The organism is Ornithinimicrobium sp. (assembly GCF_051004135.1).
GTDB lineage: Bacteria > Actinomycetota > Actinomycetes > Actinomycetales > Dermatophilaceae > Ornithinicoccus.
In genome coordinates, this window is the sequence record NZ_JBPCKQ010000171.1 from 1 (window position 1) to 24,216 (window position 24,216).

22 protein-coding genes, 1 tRNA gene and 3 pseudogenes are annotated in these 24,216 nt (G+C 71.2%); 8 read left to right on the plus strand and 18 right to left on the minus strand.

Features of this window, described 5'->3' with window-relative positions:
• Both ACR2FV_RS11590 and ACR2FV_RS11595 read right to left on the minus strand, forming a co-directional pair.
• Window positions 1-356 (minus strand): zinc-dependent metalloprotease (locus tag ACR2FV_RS11590; protein WP_434015853.1); only part of this gene is annotated, 356 nt, incomplete at its 3' end.
• 23 nt (window positions 357-379) lie between these two features.
• On the minus strand, window positions 380-1,828 hold the full coding sequence (locus ACR2FV_RS11595; RefSeq protein ID WP_434015854.1) for a D-alanyl-D-alanine carboxypeptidase/D-alanyl-D-alanine-endopeptidase: 1,449 nt from the start codon (window positions 1,826-1,828) through the stop codon (window positions 380-382).
• An 86-nt stretch (window positions 1,829-1,914) separates the two neighbouring features.
• Here ACR2FV_RS11595 and ACR2FV_RS11600 point away from each other — a divergent pair, with 86 nt between their 5' ends.
• On the plus strand, window positions 1,915-2,430 hold the full coding sequence (locus ACR2FV_RS11600; RefSeq protein WP_434015855.1) for an inorganic diphosphatase: 516 nt from the start codon (window positions 1,915-1,917) through the stop codon (window positions 2,428-2,430).
• 136 nt (window positions 2,431-2,566) lie between these two features.
• A complete protein-coding gene (locus ACR2FV_RS11605) occupies window positions 2,567-4,093 on the plus strand; it encodes a DUF3352 domain-containing protein (protein WP_434015856.1) in 1,527 nt (508 codons plus the stop codon).
• A 129-nt stretch (window positions 4,094-4,222) separates the two neighbouring features.
• On the opposite strand, the gene ACR2FV_RS11610 is transcribed toward ACR2FV_RS11605, so the two are convergent.
• From ACR2FV_RS11610 to ACR2FV_RS11640, 7 genes are all read right to left on the minus strand, one after another.
• Window positions 4,223-4,298 (minus strand) — tRNA-Thr (locus ACR2FV_RS11610).
• 109 nt (window positions 4,299-4,407) lie between these two features.
• Window positions 4,408-5,982, minus strand: coding sequence for an alpha/beta hydrolase (locus ACR2FV_RS11615; protein WP_434015857.1), 1,575 nt, complete (start codon window positions 5,980-5,982; stop codon window positions 4,408-4,410).
• 59 nt (window positions 5,983-6,041) lie between these two features.
• A complete protein-coding gene (locus ACR2FV_RS11620) occupies window positions 6,042-7,211 on the minus strand; it encodes a DNA polymerase III subunit delta' (RefSeq protein WP_434015858.1) in 1,170 nt (389 codons plus the stop codon).
• Entirely contained in the window at window positions 7,208-7,861 is a 654-nt protein-coding gene (gene tmk, locus ACR2FV_RS11625; protein ID WP_434015859.1) for a dTMP kinase, read from the minus strand. Before tmk ends, ACR2FV_RS11620 begins: the two co-directional genes overlap by 4 nt.
• 124 nt (window positions 7,862-7,985) lie before the next feature.
• A complete protein-coding gene (locus ACR2FV_RS11630) occupies window positions 7,986-8,768 on the minus strand; it encodes a MerR family transcriptional regulator (protein ID WP_434015860.1) in 783 nt (260 codons plus the stop codon).
• Between the two features lie 34 nt (window positions 8,769-8,802).
• Window positions 8,803-9,279, minus strand: a complete 477-nt coding sequence (locus ACR2FV_RS11635) for an Lrp/AsnC family transcriptional regulator (RefSeq protein ID WP_434015861.1) — start codon at window positions 9,277-9,279, stop codon at window positions 8,803-8,805.
• Window positions 9,280-9,512: 233 nt separating this feature from the next.
• Window positions 9,513-9,644 carry a hypothetical protein gene (locus ACR2FV_RS11640; RefSeq protein WP_434015862.1) on the minus strand — a complete coding sequence of 44 codons (132 nt, stop codon included), beginning with the start codon at window positions 9,642-9,644 and terminating at the stop codon, window positions 9,513-9,515.
• A 263-nt stretch (window positions 9,645-9,907) separates the two neighbouring features.
• Here ACR2FV_RS11640 and ACR2FV_RS11645 point away from each other — a divergent pair.
• Both ACR2FV_RS11645 and ACR2FV_RS11650 read left to right on the plus strand, forming a co-directional pair.
• Window positions 9,908-10,246 (plus strand): annotated as a pseudogene (locus ACR2FV_RS11645) (AAA family ATPase); the annotation flags it as partial.
• 440 nt (window positions 10,247-10,686) lie between these two features.
• Window positions 10,687-10,962, plus strand: a pseudogene (locus tag ACR2FV_RS11650) (DUF4143 domain-containing protein); the annotation flags it as partial.
• A 137-nt stretch (window positions 10,963-11,099) separates the two neighbouring features.
• Here ACR2FV_RS11650 and topA read toward each other — a convergent pair.
• Window positions 11,100-13,832, minus strand: a complete 2,733-nt coding sequence (gene topA, locus ACR2FV_RS11655; protein WP_434015863.1) for a type I DNA topoisomerase — start codon at window positions 13,830-13,832, stop codon at window positions 11,100-11,102.
• A gap of 169 nt (window positions 13,833-14,001) precedes the next feature.
• On the opposite strand from topA, the gene ACR2FV_RS11660 reads away from it, so the two are divergent.
• Window positions 14,002-14,217 (plus strand): hypothetical protein, encoded by a 216-nt coding sequence (locus tag ACR2FV_RS11660; protein WP_434015864.1) that lies wholly within the window; start codon window positions 14,002-14,004, stop codon window positions 14,215-14,217.
• 23 nt (window positions 14,218-14,240) lie between these two features.
• Complete coding sequence (locus ACR2FV_RS11665; RefSeq protein ID WP_434015865.1) at window positions 14,241-14,627, plus strand: hypothetical protein; 387 nt, start codon at window positions 14,241-14,243, stop codon at window positions 14,625-14,627.
• Window positions 14,628-14,814: 187 nt separating this feature from the next.
• Here the strand turns inward: ACR2FV_RS11665 and ACR2FV_RS11670 are convergent, their stop codons facing one another.
• The 5 genes and pseudogenes from ACR2FV_RS11670 to ACR2FV_RS11690 all read right to left on the minus strand — a co-directional run bounded on the left by ACR2FV_RS11670 (window position 14,815) and on the right by ACR2FV_RS11690 (window position 19,859).
• Complete coding sequence (locus ACR2FV_RS11670; RefSeq protein WP_434015866.1) at window positions 14,815-15,108, minus strand: helix-turn-helix domain-containing protein; 294 nt, start codon at window positions 15,106-15,108, stop codon at window positions 14,815-14,817.
• Between the two features lie 45 nt (window positions 15,109-15,153).
• Window positions 15,154-16,125: pseudogene (locus ACR2FV_RS11675) on the minus strand (methyltransferase); the annotation flags it as partial.
• A 57-nt stretch (window positions 16,126-16,182) separates the two neighbouring features.
• A complete protein-coding gene (locus ACR2FV_RS11680) occupies window positions 16,183-16,521 on the minus strand; it encodes a DUF7059 domain-containing protein (protein ID WP_434015867.1) in 339 nt (112 codons plus the stop codon).
• 31 nt (window positions 16,522-16,552) lie between these two features.
• Window positions 16,553-17,485, minus strand: coding sequence for a hypothetical protein (locus ACR2FV_RS11685; RefSeq protein WP_434015868.1), 933 nt, complete (start codon window positions 17,483-17,485; stop codon window positions 16,553-16,555).
• Between the two features lie 55 nt (window positions 17,486-17,540).
• Window positions 17,541-19,859 (minus strand): sodium-translocating pyrophosphatase, encoded by a 2,319-nt coding sequence (locus ACR2FV_RS11690; protein WP_434015869.1) that lies wholly within the window; start codon window positions 19,857-19,859, stop codon window positions 17,541-17,543.
• Window positions 19,860-19,977: 118 nt separating this feature from the next.
• On the opposite strand from ACR2FV_RS11690, the gene ACR2FV_RS11695 reads away from it, so the two are divergent.
• Entirely contained in the window at window positions 19,978-22,290 is a 2,313-nt protein-coding gene (locus ACR2FV_RS11695) for a DEAD/DEAH box helicase (RefSeq protein ID WP_434015870.1), read from the plus strand.
• A gap of 41 nt (window positions 22,291-22,331) precedes the next feature.
• Window positions 22,332-22,910, plus strand: coding sequence for a LapA family protein (locus tag ACR2FV_RS11700; protein ID WP_434015871.1), 579 nt, complete (start codon window positions 22,332-22,334; stop codon window positions 22,908-22,910).
• Window positions 22,911-22,969: 59 nt separating this feature from the next.
• On the opposite strand, the gene ACR2FV_RS11705 is transcribed toward ACR2FV_RS11700, so the two are convergent.
• The 3 genes from ACR2FV_RS11705 to ACR2FV_RS11715 are packed head-to-tail and all read right to left on the minus strand — an operon-like array spanning window position 22,970 to window position 23,975.
• Entirely contained in the window at window positions 22,970-23,398 is a 429-nt protein-coding gene (locus tag ACR2FV_RS11705) for an Rv3654c family TadE-like protein (RefSeq protein WP_434015872.1), read from the minus strand.
• Window positions 23,399-23,415: 17 nt separating this feature from the next.
• Window positions 23,416-23,745: a TadE family type IV pilus minor pilin gene (locus tag ACR2FV_RS11710; protein ID WP_434015873.1), complete on the minus strand. Its 330-nt coding sequence runs from the start codon at window positions 23,743-23,745 to the stop codon at window positions 23,416-23,418.
• A 26-nt stretch (window positions 23,746-23,771) separates the two neighbouring features.
• Complete coding sequence (locus ACR2FV_RS11715; protein WP_434015874.1) at window positions 23,772-23,975, minus strand: DUF4244 domain-containing protein; 204 nt, start codon at window positions 23,973-23,975, stop codon at window positions 23,772-23,774.
• Between the last annotated feature and the right edge of the window lie 241 nt (window positions 23,976-24,216).

Below are 24,216 nucleotides of genomic sequence, written 5' to 3' on the forward strand. Positions count from 1 at the left end.
TCTTCTGTGGCCCGCGGAAGTTTGCGTGGTCTTTCGGGGACGTCTTCGGGCACGGGCCCGATCATGCCCTCCAGGGAGCGGGTGTTGGCCTGAATCCAGCCGGCGCGGTCCACGACCAGCGGCGCCGAGGCGTCCTGGGGGGCACTGAGCCGGCTGGTGCCGGCGACCGGCCCGACCGACCTGGCAGCGGCATCCCGCAGCTCTTGGACCAGCTCCGCGACCTCACCGGGGTCGGTCGTCGGTCCCGCGGGCGCCATCCGGCGCGCAGCCCGGGCAGCGAAGTCCCAGTCGACGAAGTCACGGCCCCGGGCCGGCGACGGCGCGAGCGGTGCGGAGGAGATCGGGTCGGCACTCATGCGGTCAAACGTAACCCGCGGGCTCAGCAGCCGCAGGCGGCCAGGTCGGCGACGAGGGCGTCCAGGTCGGCCCGGGCCTCCAGCACCGCCCCGTCCGGCCCCAGCCCGCCCGCCGTCACCGCGAAGACCAGCAGCCGGTCGTCGCGCGTCACGATCGTCCCCGCCAGCGCGCTGACCTGGGGCAGCGACCCGGTCTTGGCCCGGACCACCCCCACCCCGGCGGCAGCCCGGTCCTGGACGAACCGGTCGTCCAAGGTGCCGGTGTAGCCGGCGATCGGCAGCCCTCCGAGCACCGACTGGTATGCCGGATGCCGCCCCTGGGCACCCGCGACCAGCGTGTCGGCGACGACCCGCACCGGCACGGCGCTGCCGTCGGACAGGCCTGAGGTGTCGGCCAGCCGTGCCCCGCGGGTGTCGATGCCGTAGTCCTGCTCCAGCCGCTCCAGCACCCAGGAGTTGACGACCCCCTGGCCCGAGCCGACTCCGTCCCGGACGGCGGCCTGCCGGGCCAGCTGCTCGACCATCGCGTTGTCGCTGGTCGCGAGGGCCAGCGAGAGCACATCGCGCAGGGGCGCCGACTCGACCCGGCCGAGCACCTGCGCCCCGGCGGTGTCGGTGCTCTCGGTGCGCTTGACCGGGCCGGACGTGACCGGGACACCCGCCCGGCGCAGTGCCTCGGCGAAGGCCTGCGCCGCCACCTGCGGCGGGTCGGCCGGGGACGGGGCACCGGGTAGTGCCCGGTCCTGAGCGAGTCCGAGCATGGTGACCCGTCCGGCGTAGCCGTTGGCGACCCAGAAGTCCGTCCAGCCGGGAGCGACGTCGGAGCCCGCGGCATACCGCGTGTCGAGCAGCAGTCGGACCGGACCGGACCGGGACGAGTCCGCCAGCGCTGCCTTGGTCTGCGCCGCGAGGTCGGCCAGGCCTGCCCGCCCCACCACCGTCTCCGGGTTGCCACGGCCAGGGCTGAGCAGCAGGTCGCCTCCGGCCACGAGCACGAGGTCCCCCGGCCGGTTGCCGGCGACGACGGTGGTCGGGAAGGTGCTGGCCGGGTCCAGGGCGCTCATGACCGCCGCGGCGGTGAGCAGCTTGACCGTCGAGGCAGGGGTGAGCGGGTCGTCGGCGCGCAGATTCATCAGGTGCTCCCCCGTGGTGACGTCACGCACCGTCATGGAGCGGGTGCTGGGGGCACCCAGCCAGCGCGAGGCCCACTCCTCGCGCACCGCCGCACGCAGGGCAGCGGAATCGGGTGCCAGCCCTCGCTGGACCGGGATCCCGACCGGGTCGAGCGAGGTCACCGGGCGCGGCCGCACGGCCGCCTGGGCCGCGACCACACTCTCGGGCACCGAGCTGCCCGGGGCACTGTCCGGGCGGCTGTCCTGCGCCTGGCTCGGGGCGGCCACCAGGGCGCCGAGGGCCAGCAGCGTGACCACGAGCGCGGTCCAGCCGCGGCGGCCACGGGGCGCGGTCAGCATCTGCTCACCCTACGACGGCGCACCCTGGCGTGGATGTGACAGGCTGCGAGGAGCCAACCACCACCAGCGTGAAGGACAGTGCCGAGATGCAGTTCGACGTGACCATCGAGATCCCTCAGGGCAGCCGCAACAAGTACGAGGTCGACCACGCCACCGGGCGCATCCGGCTGGACCGGATGCTGTTCACCTCGACCCGCTACCCGGCCGACTACGGCTACATCGAGGACACCCTCGGCGAGGACGGCGACCCGCTGGACGCGATGGTGCTGCTCGACGAGCCGACCTGGCCGGGCTGCCTGGTGGCCGCACGTCCCATCGGGGTGTTCCACATGCGGGACGAGGCAGGGGGTGACGCGAAGGTCATCTGTGTGCCCGCCGACGACCCGCGCAAGGGGCACATCCGCGAGCTGGACCACGTCAGTGACCACTTCCGGCTGGAGATCCAGCACTTCTTCGAGGTCTACAAGGCTCTGGAGCCGGACAAGACCGTCGAGGCGTCCCACTGGGGAGACCGGGCAGAGGCCGAGCAGTGTTATACCGAGGCGGTCGAGCGGGCCCAGCGTGAGGGTGTGAGCACCAAGCGCTGGCCCGGACCGCACTGATTCATCGCGCCCCGCCCGGAACCGAAGGTCTCGATCCGGTCACGAAAGTTCCCCCTATGGATCGGCGCCGAGTATTGGTAACGTCGGAAGCGTGATTTCCGGCGATCCGCGCCGGAACCACGAAGGGGGCTCCACCATGAGCACAGCAGAGCCGACGACGTTCACCCCCGACGAGCCCAGCTCCTCGGGGACACGGATGGGGGTGCCCATCGCGATCGGCGCCGTGATGGCGCTGATCATCGGGGGCGGCGCCTTCGCCGTCGCGCAGGTGATGGGAGGTGGTGGGGACCGCCCGGCCAGCGCCATGCCGGCCGACACCGCGGCATACCTGCAGATCGACATCGATCCCGCGGCCGGTCAGAAGATCGCCGCCCTGGACTTTCTGTCCGGCATCGAGACCGAGGAGATGGAGGCGCTGCGGGACGGCGACCTCAAGCGCGAGATCTTCGACCTGCTGACCGAGGAGGACGAGGGGCTGCTCAACGCACTGGACTACGAGGAGGACGTCGAGCCCTGGCTGGGCGATCGGGTCGGCGTCGGCGTGCTGGACGACGGCGAGAGCGCCGAGCCCACGGTGCTGGTCGCTGTGCAGGTCAAGGACGAGGACGCGGCGCAGAGCGCCCTGGAGCGCATCGAGCAGGACGAGGCGGCGTGGTTCTTCCACAGCGACTATGTCGTGATCACCACGGCTGAGCAGGTCAAGGCGGCCGAGTCCGGCCTCGAGGGCGGCAACCTGGCCGAGCAGGACTACTTTGTGGAGGATCTGGAGGCCCTGGGTGACCAGGGACTGATGTCGGGGTGGGTCGACCTGGCCGCCATGAGCCAGCTCAGCCAGCAGGCGATGGAGTCCGACCTCGGCGAGATGGGCTCCACGATGGACAACCTCTACCTCGGGTCCGACTTCGGCTCGCTGTCCGAGGGCCGGGCCGCGATGACGCTGCGCTTCGGCGACGACGGCATCGAGCTGGCCGCCAACACCCGCGACACCCCGTTGCAGGGTCTGGAGATCTCCGACACCGCACACCTGGTGGGCGACCTGCCGGAGGACACCGTGGCGGTGTTCAGCCTGGAGCACGGCGACCAGATCGTCGACCTGCTCTGGGAGCAGGTGTCCGCGATCGCCCCCGAGGAGGTGGCCTCGGCTCAGGAGGAGGCGGCGGCTGAGGGCTTCGAGCTGCCGGCGGACCTCAAGGTCTTGGTGGGCGACTCGATGACACTCTCCGCGGGGGCCGGAGTCGTCGACGCGATCGACAGGGGCGCCGACCAGGCGCCGCTCGGCTACCGCGCGCACACCGACACCGAGCGTGCGGAGGCATTGATGGAGATGATCCTCAGCGCCGAGGGCATGGAGGGCGGTCAGGATGTGGTCCAGTACCGCTCCGACGATGGCGTCCTGTCGATCGCCGCGTCGCAGGAGTATGTCGACGAGCTCGCCGAGAGCGACGGGCTGGGGGGCAGTGACCTCTTCGACCGCGCGGTCCCCGATGCCGACGAGGCACAGTCCGTCATGTACGTCGACCTCAACGCCTTCGAGGAGCTCTACCTCAGCGAGGTGGACGGCGATGACCGGGACGCGCTGGAGAAGCTGGCCGCTGTGGGTGTCTCCACCACCCTCGACGAGGACGGCAACGGCTCCTTCCTGCTCAAGGTCGTCACCGACTGAACCGCACGGCACAATCCGCATATCCGGGGCGTTTGCCCAGGACGGTGCGGATTGTGCAGGTTTGACCGAACGCCCGAGCCACCACCATCTGCACCCCATGCAGCGGTACCCCCGAGATTGGCCCCATGCTGGAGCCGCCTGCCGGAATCGAACCGGCGACCTATTCATTACGAGTGAATCGCTCTACCGACTGAGCTAAGGCGGCGTGCACCACGAAAGGGTGCGCAGGGAGGATAGCCGACGCTCAGCCGCGCGGCCGAATCGCCTCCAGCCCGCTTCGGCTCCGTACTCCCCGCCGTGCTCACAGCGCGGGATCAGCAGCTGAGGCCGTCCTCGGGCACCGTGCCCTCCAGCAGGTAGGCGTCGACGGCGTCGTCGACGCAGCCGTTGGACCGGCCGTATGCCGTGTGCCCCTCCCCTTCGTAGGAGATGAGCACCCCGGAGTCCAGGATGTCGGCGAGCTGCTCCGCCCACTCATACGGGGTGGCCGGGTCGCCGGTGGTCCCGATCACCACGATGGGAGCGGCACCGGCAGCGGAGTAGTCCTCGATGGTCTGCGAGGCCTCGACGGGCCAGTACTCGCAGGCGCCCTCGCCCGCGAGGTAGCGACCGAAGGTGGGCGCCACCTCCTCGAACTCCTCCTGGACCTCCTCGTCGGTGCGCTCCTGCTCCATGGCGGGACGGTCCAAACAGTTGACGGCATAGATCGCCTGGTTGCCGTTGCCGCTGTAGTCGCCCTCGGCCGAGCGGTCGGCGTAGATGTTGGCCAGGAACATCAGGCTGGAGCCGTCGCCGTCGAAGGCCCGCTCCAGGGCTTCGGTCAGGATCGGCCAGGCGGACTGGTCATACATCGCCACCACGATCCCGAGCAGGGCCCAGCCCTCGGTGAGCTCGGTGACAGTGTCGCCGCTGACGCTGATGGGGTCGGCGTCGAGCTCGTCGAGGAAGTCGGTCAGCCGCTGCATCCCGGCGTCGACGTCGTCACCGAGCGGGCAGTTGCCCTCCTCGATGCAGCTCTGCACATAGGACCGGGTGGCCTGCTCGAAGCCGCCGGCCTGCCCGAGGCCGATCTCCAGGTTGGACAGGGTCGGATCGAGGGCCCCGTCGAGGACGAACCGGCCGACGCGGTCAGGGAAGAGCGCGGCGTATGTCGTGCCGATGTAGGTGCCGTAGGAGGCGCCGAGGTAGTCCAGCTGATCCTCGCCAAGGGCCGCACGCAGGACGTCCATGTCCTTGGCCACCTCGACGGTCGACACGTGGCCGAGCAGATCGGGTGCCGCCTGACCGCAGGCATCGGCAAAGTCCTCGAGCAGCTCCTCGCTCTCGGCCTCCTCCGCGTCGTCGTCCGGGCTGGGGTCCGAGCCGAGCAGCTCGTCCATCTCGGCGTCGCTGAAGCACTCGATCGGCGCCGACCGGGCCACCCCCCGCGGGTCGAAGCCGACCACGTCATAGGCCTCCGCGACCTCCGGCGACACGATGAAGCCGACCGCCTCCGCATAGTCCACTCCCGAGGCGCCCGGTCCGCCTGGGTTGACCACCAGACTGCCGATCCGGTCGCCCTCGGCGGGCACCCGCAGCAGCGCCAGGTCGATGGTGCCGCCTGCGGGATCGGCGTAGTCGATCGGCACGCGCAGGGTCGCGCACTCCCCCCCTGTGCAGTCGCTCCAGTCGATCTGCTGGCCGTAGAGCTCCTCCAGCCCCCCGGGTGCGCCGGCACCGGCCTGGGTCGACGGCGCTGCAGAGCTTGACTCCTGCGGGTCACCGGTCGAGCCGGGGTCCTGCGCTGAGGCCTGCGCGTCCGGTGTCTCCGTGTCCGGAGCGCCGCCCGTGCACGAGGCCAGCAGCACCCCCACCGCCGTGAGCGTGGCCAGGCCTGCTCGTCGCGTCATCCCGCCACCTGCTCCCCGTGGCTGTCGCCGTGTGCGCACCGCGCCGTCCCTTCGCTCGGTCATCCGCGCGCTCCGGAACGGGCTCGCGGCAACGTCAACCCAATCATCATCGCCTCGATCACCAGCAGCGGCGCCCCGTTGGCGACCAGGCGCCCCCGGGCCAGGGTGATCGACTCCAGCGCCAGCAACAGCTCCTCCGGGCCGAGTGCCCGGGCCAGCTGGCGCACCTGCTCCAGCTCGCCGGCGTTGACCGCCTCGACATCGGCCCCCGAGCCGAGCACGAGCGCGTCGCGGTAGACGGACGCCAGATCCGTCAGCGCAGCGTCGATGGTGTCGTGCTGACGTCTCCGGGCGACCCGCTTGTGCTCCTCGTCGAGCTGCCTGAGGTGCGCCCGCACCGCCGGGGGCTGGGTGCGCGCGGCGGGGTCGGCGCCCAGCTGCCGCAGCACCTCGGCCCGGGCCTGCGCGGCGTCCTCACCCGAGGCCGCGCTCGCCCCGTCGGACGCCTCCTCCACGATCTCGGCCGCCGCGGCCAACGCAGCACCGAGGGAGGTCAGGCTCAGCGGTATGCCGGTCACCCGGCGGCGGCGGGACCGCGCGGCCTCGTCGGTGGCCAGCCGCTTGGCGATCCCCACGTGACTCTGCGCGGCCCGTGCGGCGTAGTGGGCCATCGAGGCCTCGATGCCGTCGCGGCGGATCAGCAGCTCGGCCACGGCCTGCACCGGCGGGGTGCCCAGGCGCACATGGCGGCACCGGCTGCGCACGGTGACGATGAGGTCGTCGAGGGTGGGGGCGCTCAGCAGCCACACCGTGCGCGGCGGGGGCTCCTCGAGGGTCTTGAGCAGGGCGTCGGCGGCCTGCTCGTTGAGGCGGTCCGCGTCCTCGACGATCAGGATCCGCCACCGCCCCGCCGCAGGTCGGGTGGCCGCGGCCAACGCCAGTTCCCGGGCCCGGTCGACCCGCAGGAAGGTCTCGTTGGTGGCTACCACCGTGACATCCGGGTGGCTGCCGATCAGGACGGTGTGACAGGCCGGGCACTGCCCGCACCCCGGGCTCTGGGACTGCTCGCACTGCAGGGCGGCGGCGAAGGCGCGCGCGGCCACCGACCGGCCCGAGCCGGGGGGACCCGTGAACAGCCAGGAGTGCGTCATCGCCGCCGGGTCCGACGCCGCCCGCCGCAGGGTGGCCACGACCCGCTCCTGCCCGATCAGCTCGTCGAAGACGCTCACGACGCCCGCGCCTGGTCGAGCCGCCGGAAGCGGTCCACCACCGCCTCGTGCAGCTCCTCCGGCGGCTTGTCGCCGTCGAGCACGAGGTAGCGGCTGGGGTCGGCGGCCGCGAGGTCGAGGAAGCCGCGGCGGACCCGGTCGTGGAAGTCCTCGCCCTCGCGCTCCAGCCGGTCGTGCACGTCGCCGCGACGCGCCCGCCCCTGCTTGGGGGCCACGTCCAGGAGCACGGTCAGGTGCGGCAGCAGGCCCTGCGTGGCCCACAGCGACAGGTCTCGGATCTCAGCGCACGCGAGCTCTCGAGCCGCCCCCTGGTAGGCGATCGAGGAGTCCACGTAGCGGTCGGTGAGCACCACTGCACCCCGGTCCAGGGCTGGGCGGACCAGGCTCGCCACATGGTGGGCCCGGTCCGCGGCGAAGAGCAGCGCCTCCGCACGGGGGGTCACGTGGTCGCCGTGCAGGACCACGTCCCGCACGGTCCGGCCGAGCTCGGTGCCCCCGGGCTCGCGGGTCAGCACCACCTCCCGGCCCTGCTCGCCCACCCAGTCGCCCAGCAGCCGCGCCTGCGTCGACTTCCCGGCACCGTCACCACCCTCGAAGGCCACGAAGACCCCCGCACCCACAGCGTGGGGTGTGACCGGGGCGCTGAGCATGTCAGGAGCCTAGGCCAGCCCCCTGACAAGTCCGGCCACCTGGCCACTGCACCCCGCACCCCGCACCCCGCACGCAGGTATGCCGCACGCTCGAGGTGAGCGCACGGCATACCCCGCTGGTTCCTCAGTCCTCCAGCCGAGCCGCGTTGGCCACGACCGCGTCGTGCGCGTAGCGCGCCAGTCCCGCGGCCTGGTCCTCGAAGCTCTTGGCGAAGCGGTCGTCGGTGACGTAGAGCTCGGCGATGCCGGCGTGCATCTGGGGCGAGCAGTCGTAGAACCAGCGGCAGATGTGCTGGCGATGGTCCTCGGCGACCCGCATGGCCTGTGTGCCCTCCGGTGCGGTGCCGGTCTGCATCAGGTCGATGAAGCGCGAGCTGAGCATGTCGGTCTCGGCCTTGATCTGCTGCCACTGCTCCTTGCTGTAGCGCTGAGTGCGCTGCTGGGACTGTGCCCAGGCGTCGGTCTCACCCCAGCGCTGCTCCGCCTCGGCGGCGTAGTCGTCGTCGAACGCGTCGCCGAACAGCTCGCGCTGCTCGTCCTTGGTGATCTGGTATCCAGTCATCTGTGCCTCCAATGCGGTGTCGATCGATGCGACCAGCTCGCCGAGCTGGTCCATCCGGGCCATGACCGAGTCACGCTGGCGACGCAGGTGCGTCACGACGTCGTCGGGCTGCTGCAGCAGCGTGGCCACCTCGTCGAGGGCGAACCCCAGCCGGCGGTAGACCACGATGTGCTGCAGCCGCTCCAGGTCCGCCTCGGTGTAGAGGCGGTATCCGGCGTAGCTGCGCTCGACGGGGACCAGCAACCCGATCTCGTCGTAGTGGTGCAGCGTGCGCACCGTGACGCCGAGCTCCGCAGCGACCTGGCCGACGGTGAGCACCTGTGTCTCCTGCTCTGTCTCGATCACGGACACCACGGTGGGCCCTCACGTCGCGTGAGGGTCAAGTCAGCGTGCCGTGACCCCGCAATGACTCGAAGATCAGGGAGGTCTCGGCGTGCAGCACGCCGGGCCGGTTGGTCAGATGGTCCAGCACGAAGTCGCGCAGCCCGTCGGCCGACTCCGCAGCCACGTGCACGAGGTAGTCGGTGGCGCCGGCCACGTGGTAGGCCGCGAGGACCCCGGGCAGGTGCGGCACCTCGTCACGGAACGCCTCGAAGTGCTGACGACGGTGGCCGCCGAACCGGACGGCGATCATCGCCTGGACTGGTCTCCCCACAGCCTCGGGGTCAATTTCGGCGTGGATGCCCCGGATGACCCCGCGCTCCCGCAACGAGCGCACCCGGACCAGGCAGGTCGACTCCGCGACCCCGGCCTCGCGGGCCAGCATCGCATTGGACATCCGGCCGTCCAGGGCCAGCAGCCGCACGAGCCGCTGGTCCGTGTCGTCCAGCGGCTCAGCCGGATCAGTCCGTGCCATACCCCGATCCTACGGGCCTGGTCATGCCGCCCTCGCTGTCCGGGCTCACGGGTTCCAGACGAGTGGCTGCCCGTCCAACAGTTCGTAGGGGCCCTCGAACGGCGAGAACCTCGCACTCTCCACCACCGACGCGCCACCGGCAAGGTAGGGGACGCACGTGGTCACCTTCTCACCGGGACCGAAGGACTCACCGAAGTCGCTGGTGTCGCACGGCGGGAAGTCGCCGATGATGCTCAGGCTCTGCCCTCCGTGCCGTCGCCATGCTCGCCCAGGTCGAGCACGTCGAGGTCGGCCGGATCGCCCTTCTCGATCGAGGTCACGGTAACCTTGAGCAACGCGGTCTCCTCGGCATAGGACCACTCCATCGTCGCCTGCTCACCGAATGTGAGCTCGGTGCCGGGCGGCGTGGTGCCCTCAGGGGCCGAGCCCGCGGACCCCTCTTCCTCGGTGGGCTCCTCGGTCGTGCTCTCCTCCGCCGTCGTCTCCTCCGCTGTCTCCTCAGTGGTCGAGGGCGACTCGGCCTCAGGAGGGGCCTGGACCTCCGGCGCGTCCGATCCGCACGCCGCGAGTCCGGCGACGACGACGAGCGCTTGCGGTGACCAGTGGGCGAAGTCGAGTTCTGCTGCGCATGTGGTTCCTCCCCTACCTGACGCGGACCGTCGACGGCGAGCTCGACGAACTGCTCCCGGGACTGGCCGCCAGCGCCCTCGAGGGGGCGAAAGCAGTGGGGAAGACCGAGACCGCCAGGCGTCGAGCAGGCACGGTGCTGGCGCTGGATGACCCCGTCGAGCGCCAGTTGCTCATGGCCGATCCTCGGCGTCTCGTGTCCGGTCAACCTCCCGTGTTGGTGGACGAGTGGCAGCGCCACCCCCCTGTGTGGGACGCCGTCCGTCGAGCTGTGGACGCGGACCGCCACCCGGGGCGCTTCCTGCTGACCGGGTCCGCGACACCGCCGCCCGGTGCGGCCATCCATTCCGGCGCGGGCCGCATCGTCTCCCTACGTATGCGGCCGCTGACCTTGGCGGAGCGGGGCGTCGGCACGCCGACGGTCTCGCTCCGGGGCTTGCTGCGCGGGGACCACCGGGAGATCGAGGGTCAGTCCACCGTCGAACTCCCGGACTACGTCGAAGAGATTCTGGCCTCCGGCCTTCCTGGTATCCGCGACCTCCCGGGACGAGCCAGGAGAATGGCCTTGGACGGCTACCTCGAGCGCATCGTGGATCGCGACTTCCCCGACCAGGGTCAGACGGTGCGCAAGCCGACCTCGCTACGCGCCTGGCTCACGGCATACGCGGCCGCGACCGCTTCGAGCGCCAGCTATGAGGTGATTGGGGAGCGTCGGCTCCGGGCGAGGCCGACAAGCCTGCTCGCAGCACCGTCGGGGCATACCGCGAGGTTCTGCAACGGCTGTGGCCTCTCGATCCTGTCCCTGGATGGACGGCCGCGAGGAATGAGCTGGGTCGCCTACAGCAGGCGCCCAAGCACCACCTCGCCGACCCGGCCTTGGCGGCGCGTCTGCTCGGCGTCCCCAGCGATGCGCTGCTGTCGGGGCGGGGGGCAACATTGCGACCTGCTCCGACGGGTTTGGTCGGAGCGCTGTTCGAGTCGCTGGCCACGCTGTGCGTGCGAGTGGCGGCACAAGCCGCCGAGTCCAGAGTTCACCACCTGCGTGACCGCAATGGGAATCACGAGATCGACCTGATCGTCGAGCGGGATGACCGTCGCTTCGTTGCCATCGAGATCAACCTGGCCGGCTCGGTGACCGACGCCGGGACGGGATCGGGGTCGTCCCGCTGGCGTCGTTCGGACCCTGATCCCGGTCAGGACTTCGTCGCCGTGGAGCGGGTGGTCTTCTTGGTTGTCGTCTTCTTGGTCGCTGGCTTCTTCGTCGTGCGCTTGCGGGTCGTCGGGCCCTTGGCCCGCTTCTCCTCCAGCAGCTCGAAGCCCCGCATGGGGGTGATCGACTCGGGCTCGTCGTCCTTGCGCAGCGTCGCGTTGGTCTCACCGTCGGTGACGTAGGGACCGAACCGGCCGTCCTTGACCACCACCGGCTTGCCGCTGACCGGGTCGTCGCCGAGCTCCTTCAACGGCGGCTTGGCGGCCGCGCGTCCGCGTTGCTTGGGCTGAGCATAGATCGCGAGGGCCTCATCCAGCGAAATCGCGAAGATCTGGTCCTCGGTGGCCAGCGAGCGTGAGTCGGTGCCCTTCTTCAGGTACGGCCCGTAGCGGCCGTTCTGCGCGGTGATGTCCTCACCGGACTCGGGGTCGGCGCCGACCACGCGGGGCAAGCTCAGCAGCTTGAGTGCGGTGTCCAGCTCGATAGTCGCGAGGTCCATGTCCTGGAACAGGCTGCCGGTGCGCGGCTTGGCCTTGGCGGTCTTCTTGGTTCCCTTGGCCGGCGTCTCCTTCGGCTCCGGCAGCACCTCGGTCACGTAGGGCCCGTAGCGCCCGGACTTGGCCACGATGTCGCGCCCGGACTCGGGGTCCTGACCCAGCACCCGGCCGTCCTCGGCGGCGGTCTCCAGCAGCTCCCGGCCCTTGGCCGCCGTCATCTCATCGGGGGCGACGTCGTCGGTAATCGTGGCCCGCTTGGGGTCGCCCTCAGCGGTGGTGTCCTCGACATACGGCCCGTAGCGGCCGACGCGGACGACGATGCCCTCACCGATCTCGATGGTCGAGACGCCGCGCGCGTCGATCTCACCCAGATCCTGCACCAGGTCACGCAGACCCTCGGCGCTGCTCGCCTCGTCGCCGAAGTAGAACCGCTGCAGCCACGCCACCCGCTGCTCCTCACCGCGGGAGATCCGGTCGAGGTCCTCCTCCATCGAGGCGGTGAAGTCGTAGTCGACCAGCCGGGAGAAATGCTCCTCCAGCAGCCGGGTGACCGCGAAGGCCAGCCAGGTCGGGATCAGCGCCGAGCCGCGGGTGCGCACATAGCCGCGGTCCTGGATCGTCCCCACGGTCGCGGCGTAGGTCGAGGGCCGGCCGATCCCCTTCTCCTCCAGCGCCTTGACCAGGGTCGCCTCGGTGTAGCGGGCCGGTGGGTTGGTCTGGTGTCCCTGCGCCTCCGCACGCAGCGTGTCCAGGTCCACGCCCTGGGACAGCTTGGGCAGCCGCCGCCCGAAAGACGCTGCGTCGGCCTCCTGCGATACGTGCCGCTCCTCGTCCCGACCCTCCTCGTAGGCGGCCAGGAACCCGCGGAAGGTGATCACGGTACCCGAGGCCGAGAACTCCGCATCCCGGTATGTCGTGCCGCCGGCTCCCGTGCCCTCCGGCAGGGCGGCGCCCAGCTTGACGCTGGCGGTCGACCCGCGGGCGTCGGCCATCTGGGAGGCGACCGTGCGCTTCCAGATCAGCTCATAGAGGGCGTACTCCTGACCGCGCAGCTCCCCGGCCACCTGGGCGGGGGTGCGGAAGGAGTCACCGGCCGGGCGGATCGCCTCGTGCGCCTCCTGGGCGTTCTTGGACTTCTTGCCGTAGGTTCGCGTCGCCTCGGGCACGTACTCGGCGCCGTACAGGTCGCGGGCCTGACCCCGAGCCGCGCTCAGCGCCGAGCTCGACAGCGTCGTCGAGTCGGTACGCATGTAAGTGATGTAGCCGTTCTCGTAGAGTCGCTGCGCGGTGCGCATGGCGCTCTGGCTGCCCATCCGCAGCTTACGGCTGGCCTCCTGCTGCAGCGTCGAGGTGGTGAACGGGGCCGACGGGCGCCGGGTGTAGGGCTTCTCGGACACCTCTCGGACGGCGACCTGCGCCTGCGGCATGGCCTCGGCGATGACCGTGGCACCGGTGGCGTCGAGCTGGCGCACCCCGGAGCTCTTCAACGTCCCGGTGTCGTCGAAGTCGCGCCCGGTGGCGACCTTGTCACCGTCCAGTCCGGTCAGCCGGGCACCGAAGATGTCGGACGCCTGTCCCCTGCCGTTCGGCGCGAAGTCGCCCTCGACATCCCAGTAGGACGCGGAGCGGAAGGCCATCCGCTCCCGCTCACGCTCCACGACCATGCGGGTGGCGACCGACTGCACCCGACCGGCCGACAGACCCTGCTTGACCTTGCGCCACAGGACCGGCGACACCTCATACCCGTAGAGCCGGTCCAGCACCCGGCGGGTCTCCTGCGCGTCGACCAGGCGGGTGTCGATGTCGCGGGTGTCCTGGGCGGCGCGCTGGATGGCCTCCTTGGTGATCTCGTGGAAGACCATCCGCTTGACCGGCACCTTGGGCTTGAGCACCTCGAGCAGGTGCCAGGCGATCGCCTCGCCCTCGCGGTCCTCGTCCGTGGCCAGCAGCAGCTCGTCGGCGTCCTTGAGTGCCCGCTTGAGCTCGGTGACCTTCTTCTTCTTGTCGCCGTCGACGACGTAGTAGGGGTCGAAGCCATCCTCGATGTTGATTGCGAACTTGCCGTAGGGGCCCTTCTTCATGTCGGGCGGCAGCTCGCTGGGGTTGGGCAGGTCGCGGATGTGCCCGACGCTGGCGTCCACCTGGTAGTCCCGACCGAGGAACTCCCCGATCTTCCTGGCCTTGGCGGGCGACTCGACGATGACGAGGGTGCGTGCCACGAGTTGACTCCTTGCTGGTGACCACGTGCCGCGGATTCGTCGCGACTCCGACGCGGACCCCGGGCACACCGTAACCGACGTTCGGGCATCGAAGGACCAACGCCGGGTGAACGACACCCTGAGGCCGCTGCCCTACCCTGGGGCCGATCCGATCGCGAGGAGTCCCACCGTGTCGACCACCTGCACCCGTGCGCCGCTGACCGCCCTGGCCCTGACGCTGACCCTGGCCGCCTGCTCGGAGGACTCGGGTGCGCCAGCACCCGCACCGGAGACCGCCGCGGACGCCCAGGGCACCACCGCGCCTCCGGGCACCACGGGGGCGACCGACTCCTCGCCGGTGGACGTCGCGGACCGCTCGGTCGAGGTGACCAGGCGAGCTTCGTGATGCCCTCGGGCAACATCCAGTGCGTGATCCGCCTCGACTCCGTGGTCTGCCAGATCGTCGAGAAGGAGTTCGAGCCCGCCGAGGTCGATCTGAGCCCCGACGCGCTGGGCGACTGCACCACCGCGACCGCCGATGCGCTGACCCTGCTCGCCGGGGAGTTCTCCGCGTGGAGCTGCACGTCGGAGACGATCCGGGGTCAGGCGGCCCTGGACCGGGGCGGTTGGTGGGCCGCCGACGGCGTCGGGGAGACCGAGATCATCGACGGCACCCCGCTGGCGGTGCTGGCCTACGGCGAGGCCATGCAGCTGGGCGAGATGGTCTGCCGCAGCGAGAGATCCGGTGTGTCCTGTCCGGCCACCGACGGCGGCCACGGCTTCAACCTGGCCCGCGCGGACTACCTCGCCGGCTGACCCCACCCCCAGCCCGGCAGGCCGTGACGCCTGTCATCCTCACCCGATGACGTCAGCGCCTGGTCGATGCTCGCACCTCACCCACAGGCTGTGGGTATGTCGATGACGCACCTGAGCGAGCAGCCCGCCACCGACGACCGGGCCCGGGGCATCTCCCGGCTGGGACACCCCCGGGTCTTCGGCACGCTCATCGGGGCCGCCGGGGCCAGCTCCTTCGTCTGGGGCGCAGCGGCCGGTCCATGTCGACGGCGTCGAGTCGGGCATAGAGCGGCTCCGGGTCGCACGCCCGGTGCAGCGCGGCGTGCACGAGGTCGTCCTTGCTGTCGAAGACCCGGAAGATCGTGTCCTCGGCGACCCCGGCCTCGGCGGCGATCTCCTTGGTCGTGGCCGACAGCCCGCGGCTCAGCAGGACCTGGACCGCCGCCTGCTCCAGCTGAACCCGCCGCTCGTGCGGGGGCAGGGCAGGGGCGCGCGACGACATACCGTGAGAGCAGCACTGAGTGAGCACTCACTCACACCTGTTCTGCTAGTGAGAATGCGCGCGCCGCCGCCGTTTGCTAGGGATATTGCCTGTCACAGGCCACCAGCTCGCGCAGGTGGGCAGGACCGCACCGCGCACGCCCTCGACGGGAGTCTCGGTCAGCGCGGCGAGCGCGTGCACGATCTGGGCGGCGGTGAGCTCGCCGTCGCAGGCGCCCACCAGCCCTGCGCTCAGCGTGTCCAGCCGCACCACGCGGCGCAGCCCACCGCCCTGCCGCAGCTGGATGACGGCCGGGTCCGGCGCCCCCGGCCGCCCGATCCGCTCCTCGGTCACGTCGTCGGCCACGGTCCGCGGGACCGAGAGCACCTCGTCGTCGGTGTGCATCGCCAGCCAGCTGCGCGCCCGCAGCCCCGCCAGTACAGTCGGGCCCATCGGCGCGGCCACCGGGGTGCGCACGTCCTCCATCGCCCGCCAGGTCGGCCGGATCTCCGCGGGACGCTGCAGGGTGAGGATGCCGAAGCCCACCCGCTCGATTCCCCGCGCGGCGACGTCGGCCAGCCACGCGGCATACCAGCGGCCGTAGCCCTCGGTGCCCGGCCGGTGACCGGCGTCGCGCGCCCAGGTCTCGGCATACTCCGCGACGTCCTGCTCCTCACGCTGGATCACCCAAGCGTCCAACCCGGTCGCCTCCAACCACCCGGTCACCCGCTCACGCCAGTCCTCGCCGGCGCTCAGCTCCCAGTTGCCGAGCAGCTGGGCGATCCCTCCCGGCCGCAGGTGCGCGCTCATGTCGCGGACCAGCCCGGCCACCAGCGCATCGCCGGCGACGCCGCCGTCGCGGTAGTCGTAGACCGGCACGTCGGGCGTCCGCGGCGTGATCACGAACGGCGGGTTGGACACGATCAGGTCGAACTTCTCGCCGGCCACCGGCTCCAGCAGCGAGCCGCGCCGCAGCTCCAGCTCAACCTCGTTGAGCTCGACGGTGAACGCGGCGAAGGCCAGCGCCCGCTCGGAGGTGTCGGTGCCGACCCACCAGGTATGCCGTTCGTCGGCGTGCGGCCTGCAGGTCGCACGTCACCTGCAGGCCGCCTCGGTCGAGGCATCCGGAGCCTCGAGCGCCAGGCCCAGCGAGACCAGCCCGTCGGCGCCGGTCCGAGGCAGGGCCACGGCGACGGCCCGCTGGTGCACCGGCATACCGAGCACGAACAGCCGGACCAGCGCCGCCACCGGGTCGTTGTTGCCTCGGGTGGCCAGGTCGGCCGGCAGCGCCTGCTCACGATGCAGGGCGTCAGCCGCGAGCGGACCGAGCACCTCCCGGACCCGGTCGACCGTGTAGTCGGCCGCCAGCAGGTCGGCCCGCAGCTCGCTCACCGCGGCGGGCCGGCCGTGCGGCGCCGGGCGGGACGGGTTCACCGCAGCAGCGCGGGCGAGACGTGGCTCGCGCTCACCACACCCACGTGAAGCCGATCATGGTCTCCTGCACCTGGGTGCCCGACCAGTGCACGGTGTGGTCCGCGCCCACCTCCTGCCGCACCAGCTCGATCGGCGGGTCGGCCCACCCCTCCCAGGTGGCTCGCCATACGTGCTGGGGCAGCTGGGCGGGATGGAAGCGCACCTGCAGGTCGACCGAGCCCACGGTCCGGCTGAAGGCGCGCCGGAACAGCGGCGGCGGCGGCTCGGGGTAGCCGAAGACCGTGCAGTACTCCACCACGGCCGTCTCCCCCGGCGCGACGGTGTCGTGCAGATGGATGTCGGTGGCCCACACGCCGGGCTGGTCGGCCTCGTAGACTGCGCTGGGCCGTCCACCGCGCACGACGTCGACCATCAGGGCCGCGGTGTCGAAGCGCAGGTGATAGCTGCGCAGGGGGTCCAGGGCACGCACCACCTGGACCGTGCGGTGGGTCTGCGGGACCCGGTCGGCGCCGACGACATGCAGGTCCTCCAAGGACACGGTCCGATACCCCCGGCCCCCGGTCGGGGGCGCGTCGCCGGCGGCGGCCCGTGTGAGACCCGGGGCTCCCTGGTCACCGGCGAAGGTGACCCACAGCTCGTCCCGGTGCTCGGGCCGGATCTCGAAGGCGGCCACGAACCACTCGAGGTAGCGCATGCTCAGCCGGCCCAGCAGCGCCCGGCTGACCGCGTCGCTGAGACTGCGCGGCACCCGCGCTCGGCCCTGCTGGTCCTGGCGCAGCTCCCCGATGTCGCCCAGGTACGTTGCCAGCACCGCAGCGACAGCACCCAGGTGCAGCTCCTCCCCCCGGCGCCGCTGCGCGTAGGGCAGCCACCACCGACGGTAGGTCTCCTCGTCGGTCAGCAGGCGTCGCAACAGCTGCGACGCGCCGGCCGACACCGCGTCACCACTGCTGACGAGCACCATAGGCAGTCCCTCCGCCTAGCCGGTCGGATCGGGCAGGGTGGCGGTATGCCGTGGCTCAGGGAGCCGCAACGTCATGGGTGGAGTCCTCTGCGATGGCCAGGCCGCGCCGCTTGCTGACCCAGACGGCGCCGACGATGATCGCCGCCGAGACCAGGGCGATGCTCCAGCGCAGCAGCGGGTTGGCGTCGTCGCCCACCGACATGGTGACGATGGCCGGTGCGATCAGCAGCGCCACCAGGTTCATCACCTTGATCAGCGGGTTGATCGCCGGGCCGGCGGTGTCCTTGAACGGGTCGCCGATGGTGTCGCCGATGATGGTCGCCTCGTGGGCGGCCGTGCCCTTGCCGCCGTGCTTGCCGTCCTCCACGATCTTCTTGGCGTTGTCCCAGGCGCCGCCGGAGTTGGCCAGGAAGACCGCCATCAACACCCCGGTGCCGATGGCCCCCGCGAGGTAGCCAGCCAGGGCCCCGACGCCGAGGGCGAAGCCGACCGCGATCGGGGCGAAGACCGCGAGCAGTCCGGGCGTGGCCAGCTCGCGCAGCGAGTCCTTGGTGCAGATGTCGACGACCTTGGCGTACTCCGGCTTCTGCGTGTAGTTCATGATGCCGGGCATCTCGCGGAACTGGCGACGCACCTCGAACACGATGGCACCGGCGGCGCGGGTGACCGCGTTGATCGCCAGCCCGGAGAACAGGAACACCACGGAGCCGCCGAGCAGCACCCCGACCAGCGCCCGCGGGTCGAACACCAGGAACGACTGTGCGATCGAGGCGCCCTCCTCGAGGGTGGCCCCGTCGAGATCGTCCAGCGCCTGCTGCACCGCGTCGAAGTAGGAGCCGAACAAGGCGGTGGCCGCGAGCACCGCGGTGGCAATGGCGATGCCCTTGGTGATCGCCTTGGTGGTGTTGCCCACCGCGTCGAGCTCGGTGAGGATCTTTGCCCCTTCGCCGTCGACGTCGCCGGACATCTCGGCGATGCCCTGGGCGTTGTCCGAGACCGGGCCGAAGGTGTCCATCGCCACGATCACCCCGACGGTGGTGAGCAGACCGCACCCTGCGAGCGCGACGAAGAACAACGACAGGATCAAGGATCCGCCGCCGAGGGTGAACAGCAGGTAGACCGCGCCGGCGATCGTGACCGCGGTGTAGACCGCCGACTCCAGACCCAGCCCGATGCCGGAGAGCACCACCGTGGCCGGCCCGGTCAGCGAGGTCCGGGCGACGTCCTGCGTGGGCTTCTTCTCGGTGCCGGTGAAGTGACCGGTGAGCCACAGGATGAAGGCCGCCAGGGCGATGCCGAGCAACACCGCCAGGCCGCCGCGGAACGCCGGGTTGAGGTCCGGGCTCTCCGTCACCGCACCGAAGATGGCCAGCTCGGAGCCGCTGCCGTCCAGACTCCACGGCAGGAAGATCAGCGCGGCCACGAAGGAGGCCGCCCCGGCGGTGATCGCGGAGAGGTAGAAGCCACGGTTGATGGCGGCCAGCCCGCTCTCCCCGGGGCGAGCCTTGGTGATGAAGACCCCCATGATCGCGGTCAGCGTGCCGATGGCCGGGACGATCAGCGGAAAGGTCAGCCCCTGTGCCCCGAGCGCTGCGGTGCCCAGGATGAGCGCCGCGACCAGCGTGACGGCATACGACTCGAAGAGGTCGGCAGCCATGCCGGCGCAGTCCCCCACGTTGTCGCCCACGTTGTCGGCGATGGTCGCTGCGTTGCGCGGGTCGTCCTCGGGGATGCCCGCCTCGACCTTGCCGACCAGGTCGGCGCCGACGTCGGCGGCCTTGGTGAAGATGCCACCGCCGACCCGCATGAACATCGCCAGCAGCGCGGCGCCGAAGCCGAAGCCCTCGAGGACCTTGGGCGCGTCGCCCTGGTAGAACAGCACCACCAGCGCCGCGCCCAGCAGCCCCAGCCCGACCGTGAACATCCCGACGGTGCCGCCGGTGCGGAAGGCGATCTTCATCCCCAGGTCGCGTCCGGAGGTGCGGGCCGCCTCGGCCACCCGCATGTTGGCCTCGGTGGCCAGGCTCATCCCCAGGTAGCCGATGGCCGCCGAGAAGCCTGCGCCGAGCACGAAGAAGGCCGACCGGCCGATGCGGATGTCGAGCCCGTCGGCCGGCAACGCGAGGAGCAGGAAGAACGCGATCACCACGAAGATGCTCAAGGTCAGGAACTGCCGGCGCAGAAACGCCTGCGCGCCCTCCTGGACCGCGGCGCCGATCTCCTGCATCCTGGCCGTCCCCGGTGAGTTGACGAGCACCTCCTTGCGGAACTTCAGTCCCATCACCAGTGCGGCGACCGAGATCAGCAGGACCACGATGACGATGGAGATTCCCCCCGCGCCGAGATCGACCTGCTGCGTGACGATCGGTGTCATGTGCTTCCTCCGTGTGGCATGGCAAAGAGTGATCCGGCGCTGGATCGGGCGATGGTGCGGCTCACAGTAGACCAGGGCGCACCCCTGGACTCAATGCGCCACATACCGTGTCCCTACCGTGACCGCGACTCCTACCTTCCCCGCCGCCACGCTGGCACACCTGGCCCGGGGTGCTCGCGGGTCGGCACTGCTGCATACCCGCATCCTGCCCGCGCGCAGCGAGCGGACGGCACCGTGGCCGCAGTGGGTCGCACCCACGGTGTATGCGGCGTGCTCGGGGGCGGGGATCGCGCGGCTGTGGAGCCACCAGGCGCAGGTCGCCGAGCTGGCCCGGGCCAGCACCCACGCGGTGTGTGCGACCGGCACGGCCTCGGGCAAGTCGCTGGGCTATCTGGTGCCGGTGCTGACCGCACTGAGCGAGGGGACCGATGCGCCCTCGGGTCGCGGCGCGACCGCGCTCTACCTGTCCCCCACCAAGGCCCTGGCCGCCGACCAGGAGGCCCGGCTCGCGCGGCTGGCGGTGCCCGGCATCCGCTCGGCCACCTACGACGGGGACACCCCGAGCGAGGAGCGCCGCTGGATCCGCGAGCACGCCCACTACGTGCTGACCAACCCCGACCTGGTGCACCACTCGCTGCTGCCCGGCCACGAGCGGTGGTCGCCGTTCCTGCGGGCGCTGCGCTATGTCGTGGTGGATGAGTGCCATGTCTATCGCGGCGTGTTCGGCGCGCACGTGTCTGCGGTGCTGCGCCGGCTGCTGCGGGTGGCCGCGCGCTACGGAGCCCACCCCACGGTGGTGCTGGCCTCGGCGACCGTGGCCGAGCCACAGACCCACGCCGCCACGCTCATCGGGCAGCCGGTTGTCGCCGTGACAGACGACGGCTCGCCCCGGGCGGCGGCGACCTTCGGGCTGTGGGAGCCGCCGTTGGACGAGCAGGGCACCCGGCGCAGCGCGGTCGCCGAGACCGCGGACCTGTTGACGGACCTGGTGGCCCGGGGGGTGCAGACGGTGGCCTTCGCCCGGTCCCGGGTCGGCGTCGAGGTGGTGGCTCAGGCGGCGCAGCGCTCGCTGGAGGCGCTGGACCCGGGACTGGCGGGGTCGGTCGCGGCCTACCGGGGTGGCTACCTGCCGGAGGAGCGGCGCGCGCTGGAGACCCGGCTGCGCGACCGTGACCTCGTCGGGCTGGCCGCGACCACCGCCCTGGAGCTCGGGATCGACATCGCCGGTCTGGACGCTGTGCTCCTGGCCGGGTGGCCCGGCACGCTCGCGTCGTTCTGGCAGCAGTCCGGCCGCGCCGGGCGGACCGGGGCCGAGTCCCTGGCCGTGCTCGTCGCCGCCGACGACCCCCTCGACAGCTATCTGGTGCACCACCCGGAGCGGATCTTCGACGCGCCGGTGGAGGCCAGCGTGCTGGACCCGGCCAACCCGCACGTGCTCGCCCCGCACCTGGCCGCGGCAGCGGCCGAGCTGCCGCTGACCGAGGCCGACACCGCATGGTTCGGCGAGGGCGTGGCCGACCTGGCGGACGCCCTGGTCCGCGGCGGGCTGCTGCGCCGCCGCGCGACCGGGTGGTTCTGGGCCCGACCCGAACGGGCGACCGACCATGTGCAGCTGCGCACCGCAGGCACCCCGGTCCGGATCGTGGAGAGCGCCACCGGCGGAGTGCTCGGCACCGTCGACGCGGCCCGGGCCCCCGCCGTCGTGCACACCGGCGCGGTCTACGTGCACCAGGGACGCTCGTATGTCGTGACCGCGCTCGACCTGGACGACGCGAGCGCGCTGGTCGTCGCGGGCGATCCCGGCTGGAGCACGCAAGCGCGCTCCAGCAGCGACTTCACCATCGTCGCCGCGGATCACGAGGGATCTTTGGGACCGGGGCAGCTGGCTTTCGGCGCCGTGGAGGTCACCCAACAGGTGACCTCGTTCCTGCGCCGGCTCCCCGGCGGTGAGGTGATCGGCGAGCACCCGCTGGACCTGCCGGTGCGCACGCTGCACACGCAGGGGGTGTGGTGGACCCTCACCCCCGACCAGCTGAGCCGGGCCGGAGTGGCCGAGCCCGACATACCGGGTGCCCTGCACGCCGCCGAGCACGCTTCGATCGGTCTGCTGCCGCTGATCGCCACGTGCGACCGGTGGGACATCGGCGGGGTGTCCACCGCCTGCCACCCCGACACCGGGGTGCCCACCGTCCTGGTCTACGACGGCTACCCCGGAGGCGCCGGCTTCACCCGCCGCGGCTTCGAGCGGATCGTGCCGTGGCTGAGCGCCACGCTGGAGACCATCCGCGACTGCGACTGCTCCACCGGCTGCCCCTCCTGCGTCCAGTCGCCCAAGTGCGGCAACGGCAACGAGCCGCTGGACAAGGGAGGAGCCGAGAAGGTGCTGCGACACCTGCTGCGCCGACCGGCGCAGACCACACGCCTCGGCTAGGCTCGGACTCGTCCTAAGTCGGTGTCTGGAAGGTGGGCGCGATGTTCGCACTCGGTTTGATCCTCGTGTTGGTTGCCGTGATCGTGGTGATCTATGTGCTGATCGCCACCGGCGGCCAGCCGGCGATGTCCATCGACTGGTTCGTCTTCAGCGCCGACATCACCCCGTTGGGCCTGTTCCTGCTCGGCGCGGCCACGGTGCTGGTGCTCTCGATCGGCAGCGTGCTGCTGAGTATCGGCCTGAAGCAGTCGGGCGCCAAGCGCGCCGAGGTCAAGAAGCTGCGCAAGGAGGCCAAAACCCACGAGCAGGAGGGTGGCCAGGGCGAGTCGCACGACCGGAAGCGTCGATCGAGCGACAGCGACTCCCGGCGCGACGCCGCATCGAGCGACTCCGGTCGCAAGAAGGACGCTGACAAGAGCTCACGCCGAGGCGACGGTGCGGGCCGGCGGGACGACACCAGCTCACGCAAAGACGACAGCGCGGCACGGCGGGACGACACCAGCGCACGGGACCGCACGACGGATGACTCCACCACGGACCGCGACGGCACATCGGGTCGAGGCGACTCCGGCGGCACCACGCAGAGCATCCCGCCGGCGCCACCCCCGCCGCGGAAGTAGCAGCGAGAAGAGTGTCCCCGCCGGGTCATGGCGGGCAGCACTCGACCGCTATCGACTCCTCATCCGTCGGCGGCCACCAAGCCGGCACGAGCGCGCGCTTGCACCGACGGCCAGGCGGACAGCCCGGTCGGCACCTCCACCAGGACCTCGATCGTCGGGCCTTGATCAGCCGACTTCGGCGACCTGAGCGCGCACGAGACGAGATCGGCGCCGTTGTCCCGGGCCACCTGCTCGACCCGCCCGCATGCCCCGGACTCCTCGGCCGCTGCGTTCAACAGGACCTGAGCACCGCCCACGGCCGCCAGATCGGCAGCGGTGCGCGCGCGGCCGCCGGCGAGGATCACGGCCCCGAGAACCACCGCCGCGATCCACACCGAGAGCACCACGGCGATCACCGCCAGGCCCAGCACCGTGGCCGAGCCACGCTCTCTCGCTGCCCGTCGCGGCGCCGACCATCCGGCCGTTCCATACCGTGGTCGCTGAAGCATCGACCTGCCGAGCCTGGTCATCCATCCACCACCGGCTCGACCGGTGCTGATGCCGTGGCACGGGCTGCCGGCAGCCCCGGCAGCCGAAGCCGTCGATAGGGGGCCGTGACCGTCACCTGGACGTCCTGACCGCGGCGGGTCACGCTGACCCGGGAGCCGTCGGGTGCCCCCTGACTGGCGTGTGCGGCCACCTCCTCTACGGGTTCCCCGCGGGATGCGGCGCGGGCCGCCACCCACGCCGCATCCACGCACCGCACCTGGTCGATGGCCAGTCCCAACCCCGACAGACAGAGGGCGAGCACCAGGACGACGGCGGGGACGACCAGGGCCAGCTCGGCGGTGGCCATCCCCCGCTCCCGGTGCCCGCCCGCCATCACAGTCCGACCGACAGCGCTGTGGTGATCACGTCGGTCACCAACGACTTGACGCCGTCGGACTTCACGATCACGAGCAGCACGGCCGCAAAGGCGCACGCGGCCAGAGTGCCTACAGAATATTCGGCTGTGGTCATGCCTGCGTCCATGCCCTTGCGCATCAGCGCCTGTCGGCCGTTGTTGATGCGGCGTCGGATCCTCATCCTTTACCCCTTCCGTTACCCAGGCGCGCAAGCGTCCCGGCGGCGGACCATCCGGCCCACTGAGATCACGGTCAGCCATACCCTCACGGGTGCACCAGGTCGGCCGAGCGATCTGTGGACGACGGCGCATGCCGAGGAGAGATGTGCACGAGGAGGTGGTGAGGACCGCAGGGGCGCCCGACAAGAGTTGGTCGATGCCCCGCCTGGAGTAGGATTGAGTCCTACTCACAGGAGGAGTCGA

Excerpts from the sequence above, each read along its gene's own strand:
- ACR2FV_RS11595 (WP_434015854.1), bottom strand. The coding sequence starts at position 1,828 with ATGCTGACCGCGCCCCGTGGCCGCCGCGGCTGGACCGCGCTCGTGGTC.
- ACR2FV_RS11600 (WP_434015855.1), top strand. The coding sequence starts at position 1,915 with ATGCAGTTCGACGTGACCATCGAGATCCCTCAGGGCAGCCGCAACAAG.
- ACR2FV_RS11605 (WP_434015856.1), top strand. The coding sequence starts at position 2,567 with ATGAGCACAGCAGAGCCGACGACGTTCACCCCCGACGAGCCCAGCTCC.
- ACR2FV_RS11615 (WP_434015857.1), bottom strand. The coding sequence starts at position 5,982 with ATGACGCGACGAGCAGGCCTGGCCACGCTCACGGCGGTGGGGGTGCTG.
- tmk (WP_434015859.1), bottom strand. The coding sequence starts at position 7,861 with ATGCTCAGCGCCCCGGTCACACCCCACGCTGTGGGTGCGGGGGTCTTC.
- ACR2FV_RS11635 (WP_434015861.1), bottom strand. The coding sequence starts at position 9,279 with ATGGCACGGACTGATCCGGCTGAGCCGCTGGACGACACGGACCAGCGG.
- ACR2FV_RS11640 (WP_434015862.1), bottom strand. The coding sequence starts at position 9,644 with ATGGAGTGGTCCTATGCCGAGGAGACCGCGTTGCTCAAGGTTACCGTG.
- ACR2FV_RS11670 (WP_434015866.1), bottom strand. The coding sequence starts at position 15,108 with ATGTCGTCGCGCGCCCCTGCCCTGCCCCCGCACGAGCGGCGGGTTCAG.
- ACR2FV_RS11685 (WP_434015868.1), bottom strand. The coding sequence starts at position 17,485 with ATGGTGCTCGTCAGCAGTGGTGACGCGGTGTCGGCCGGCGCGTCGCAG.
- ACR2FV_RS11690 (WP_434015869.1), bottom strand. The coding sequence starts at position 19,859 with ATGACACCGATCGTCACGCAGCAGGTCGATCTCGGCGCGGGGGGAATC.
- ACR2FV_RS11700 (WP_434015871.1), top strand. The coding sequence starts at position 22,332 with ATGTTCGCACTCGGTTTGATCCTCGTGTTGGTTGCCGTGATCGTGGTG.
- ACR2FV_RS11705 (WP_434015872.1), bottom strand. The coding sequence starts at position 23,398 with ATGCTTCAGCGACCACGGTATGGAACGGCCGGATGGTCGGCGCCGCGA.
- ACR2FV_RS11710 (WP_434015873.1), bottom strand. The coding sequence starts at position 23,745 with ATGGCCACCGCCGAGCTGGCCCTGGTCGTCCCCGCCGTCGTCCTGGTG.
- ACR2FV_RS11715 (WP_434015874.1), bottom strand. The coding sequence starts at position 23,975 with ATGAGGATCCGACGCCGCATCAACAACGGCCGACAGGCGCTGATGCGC.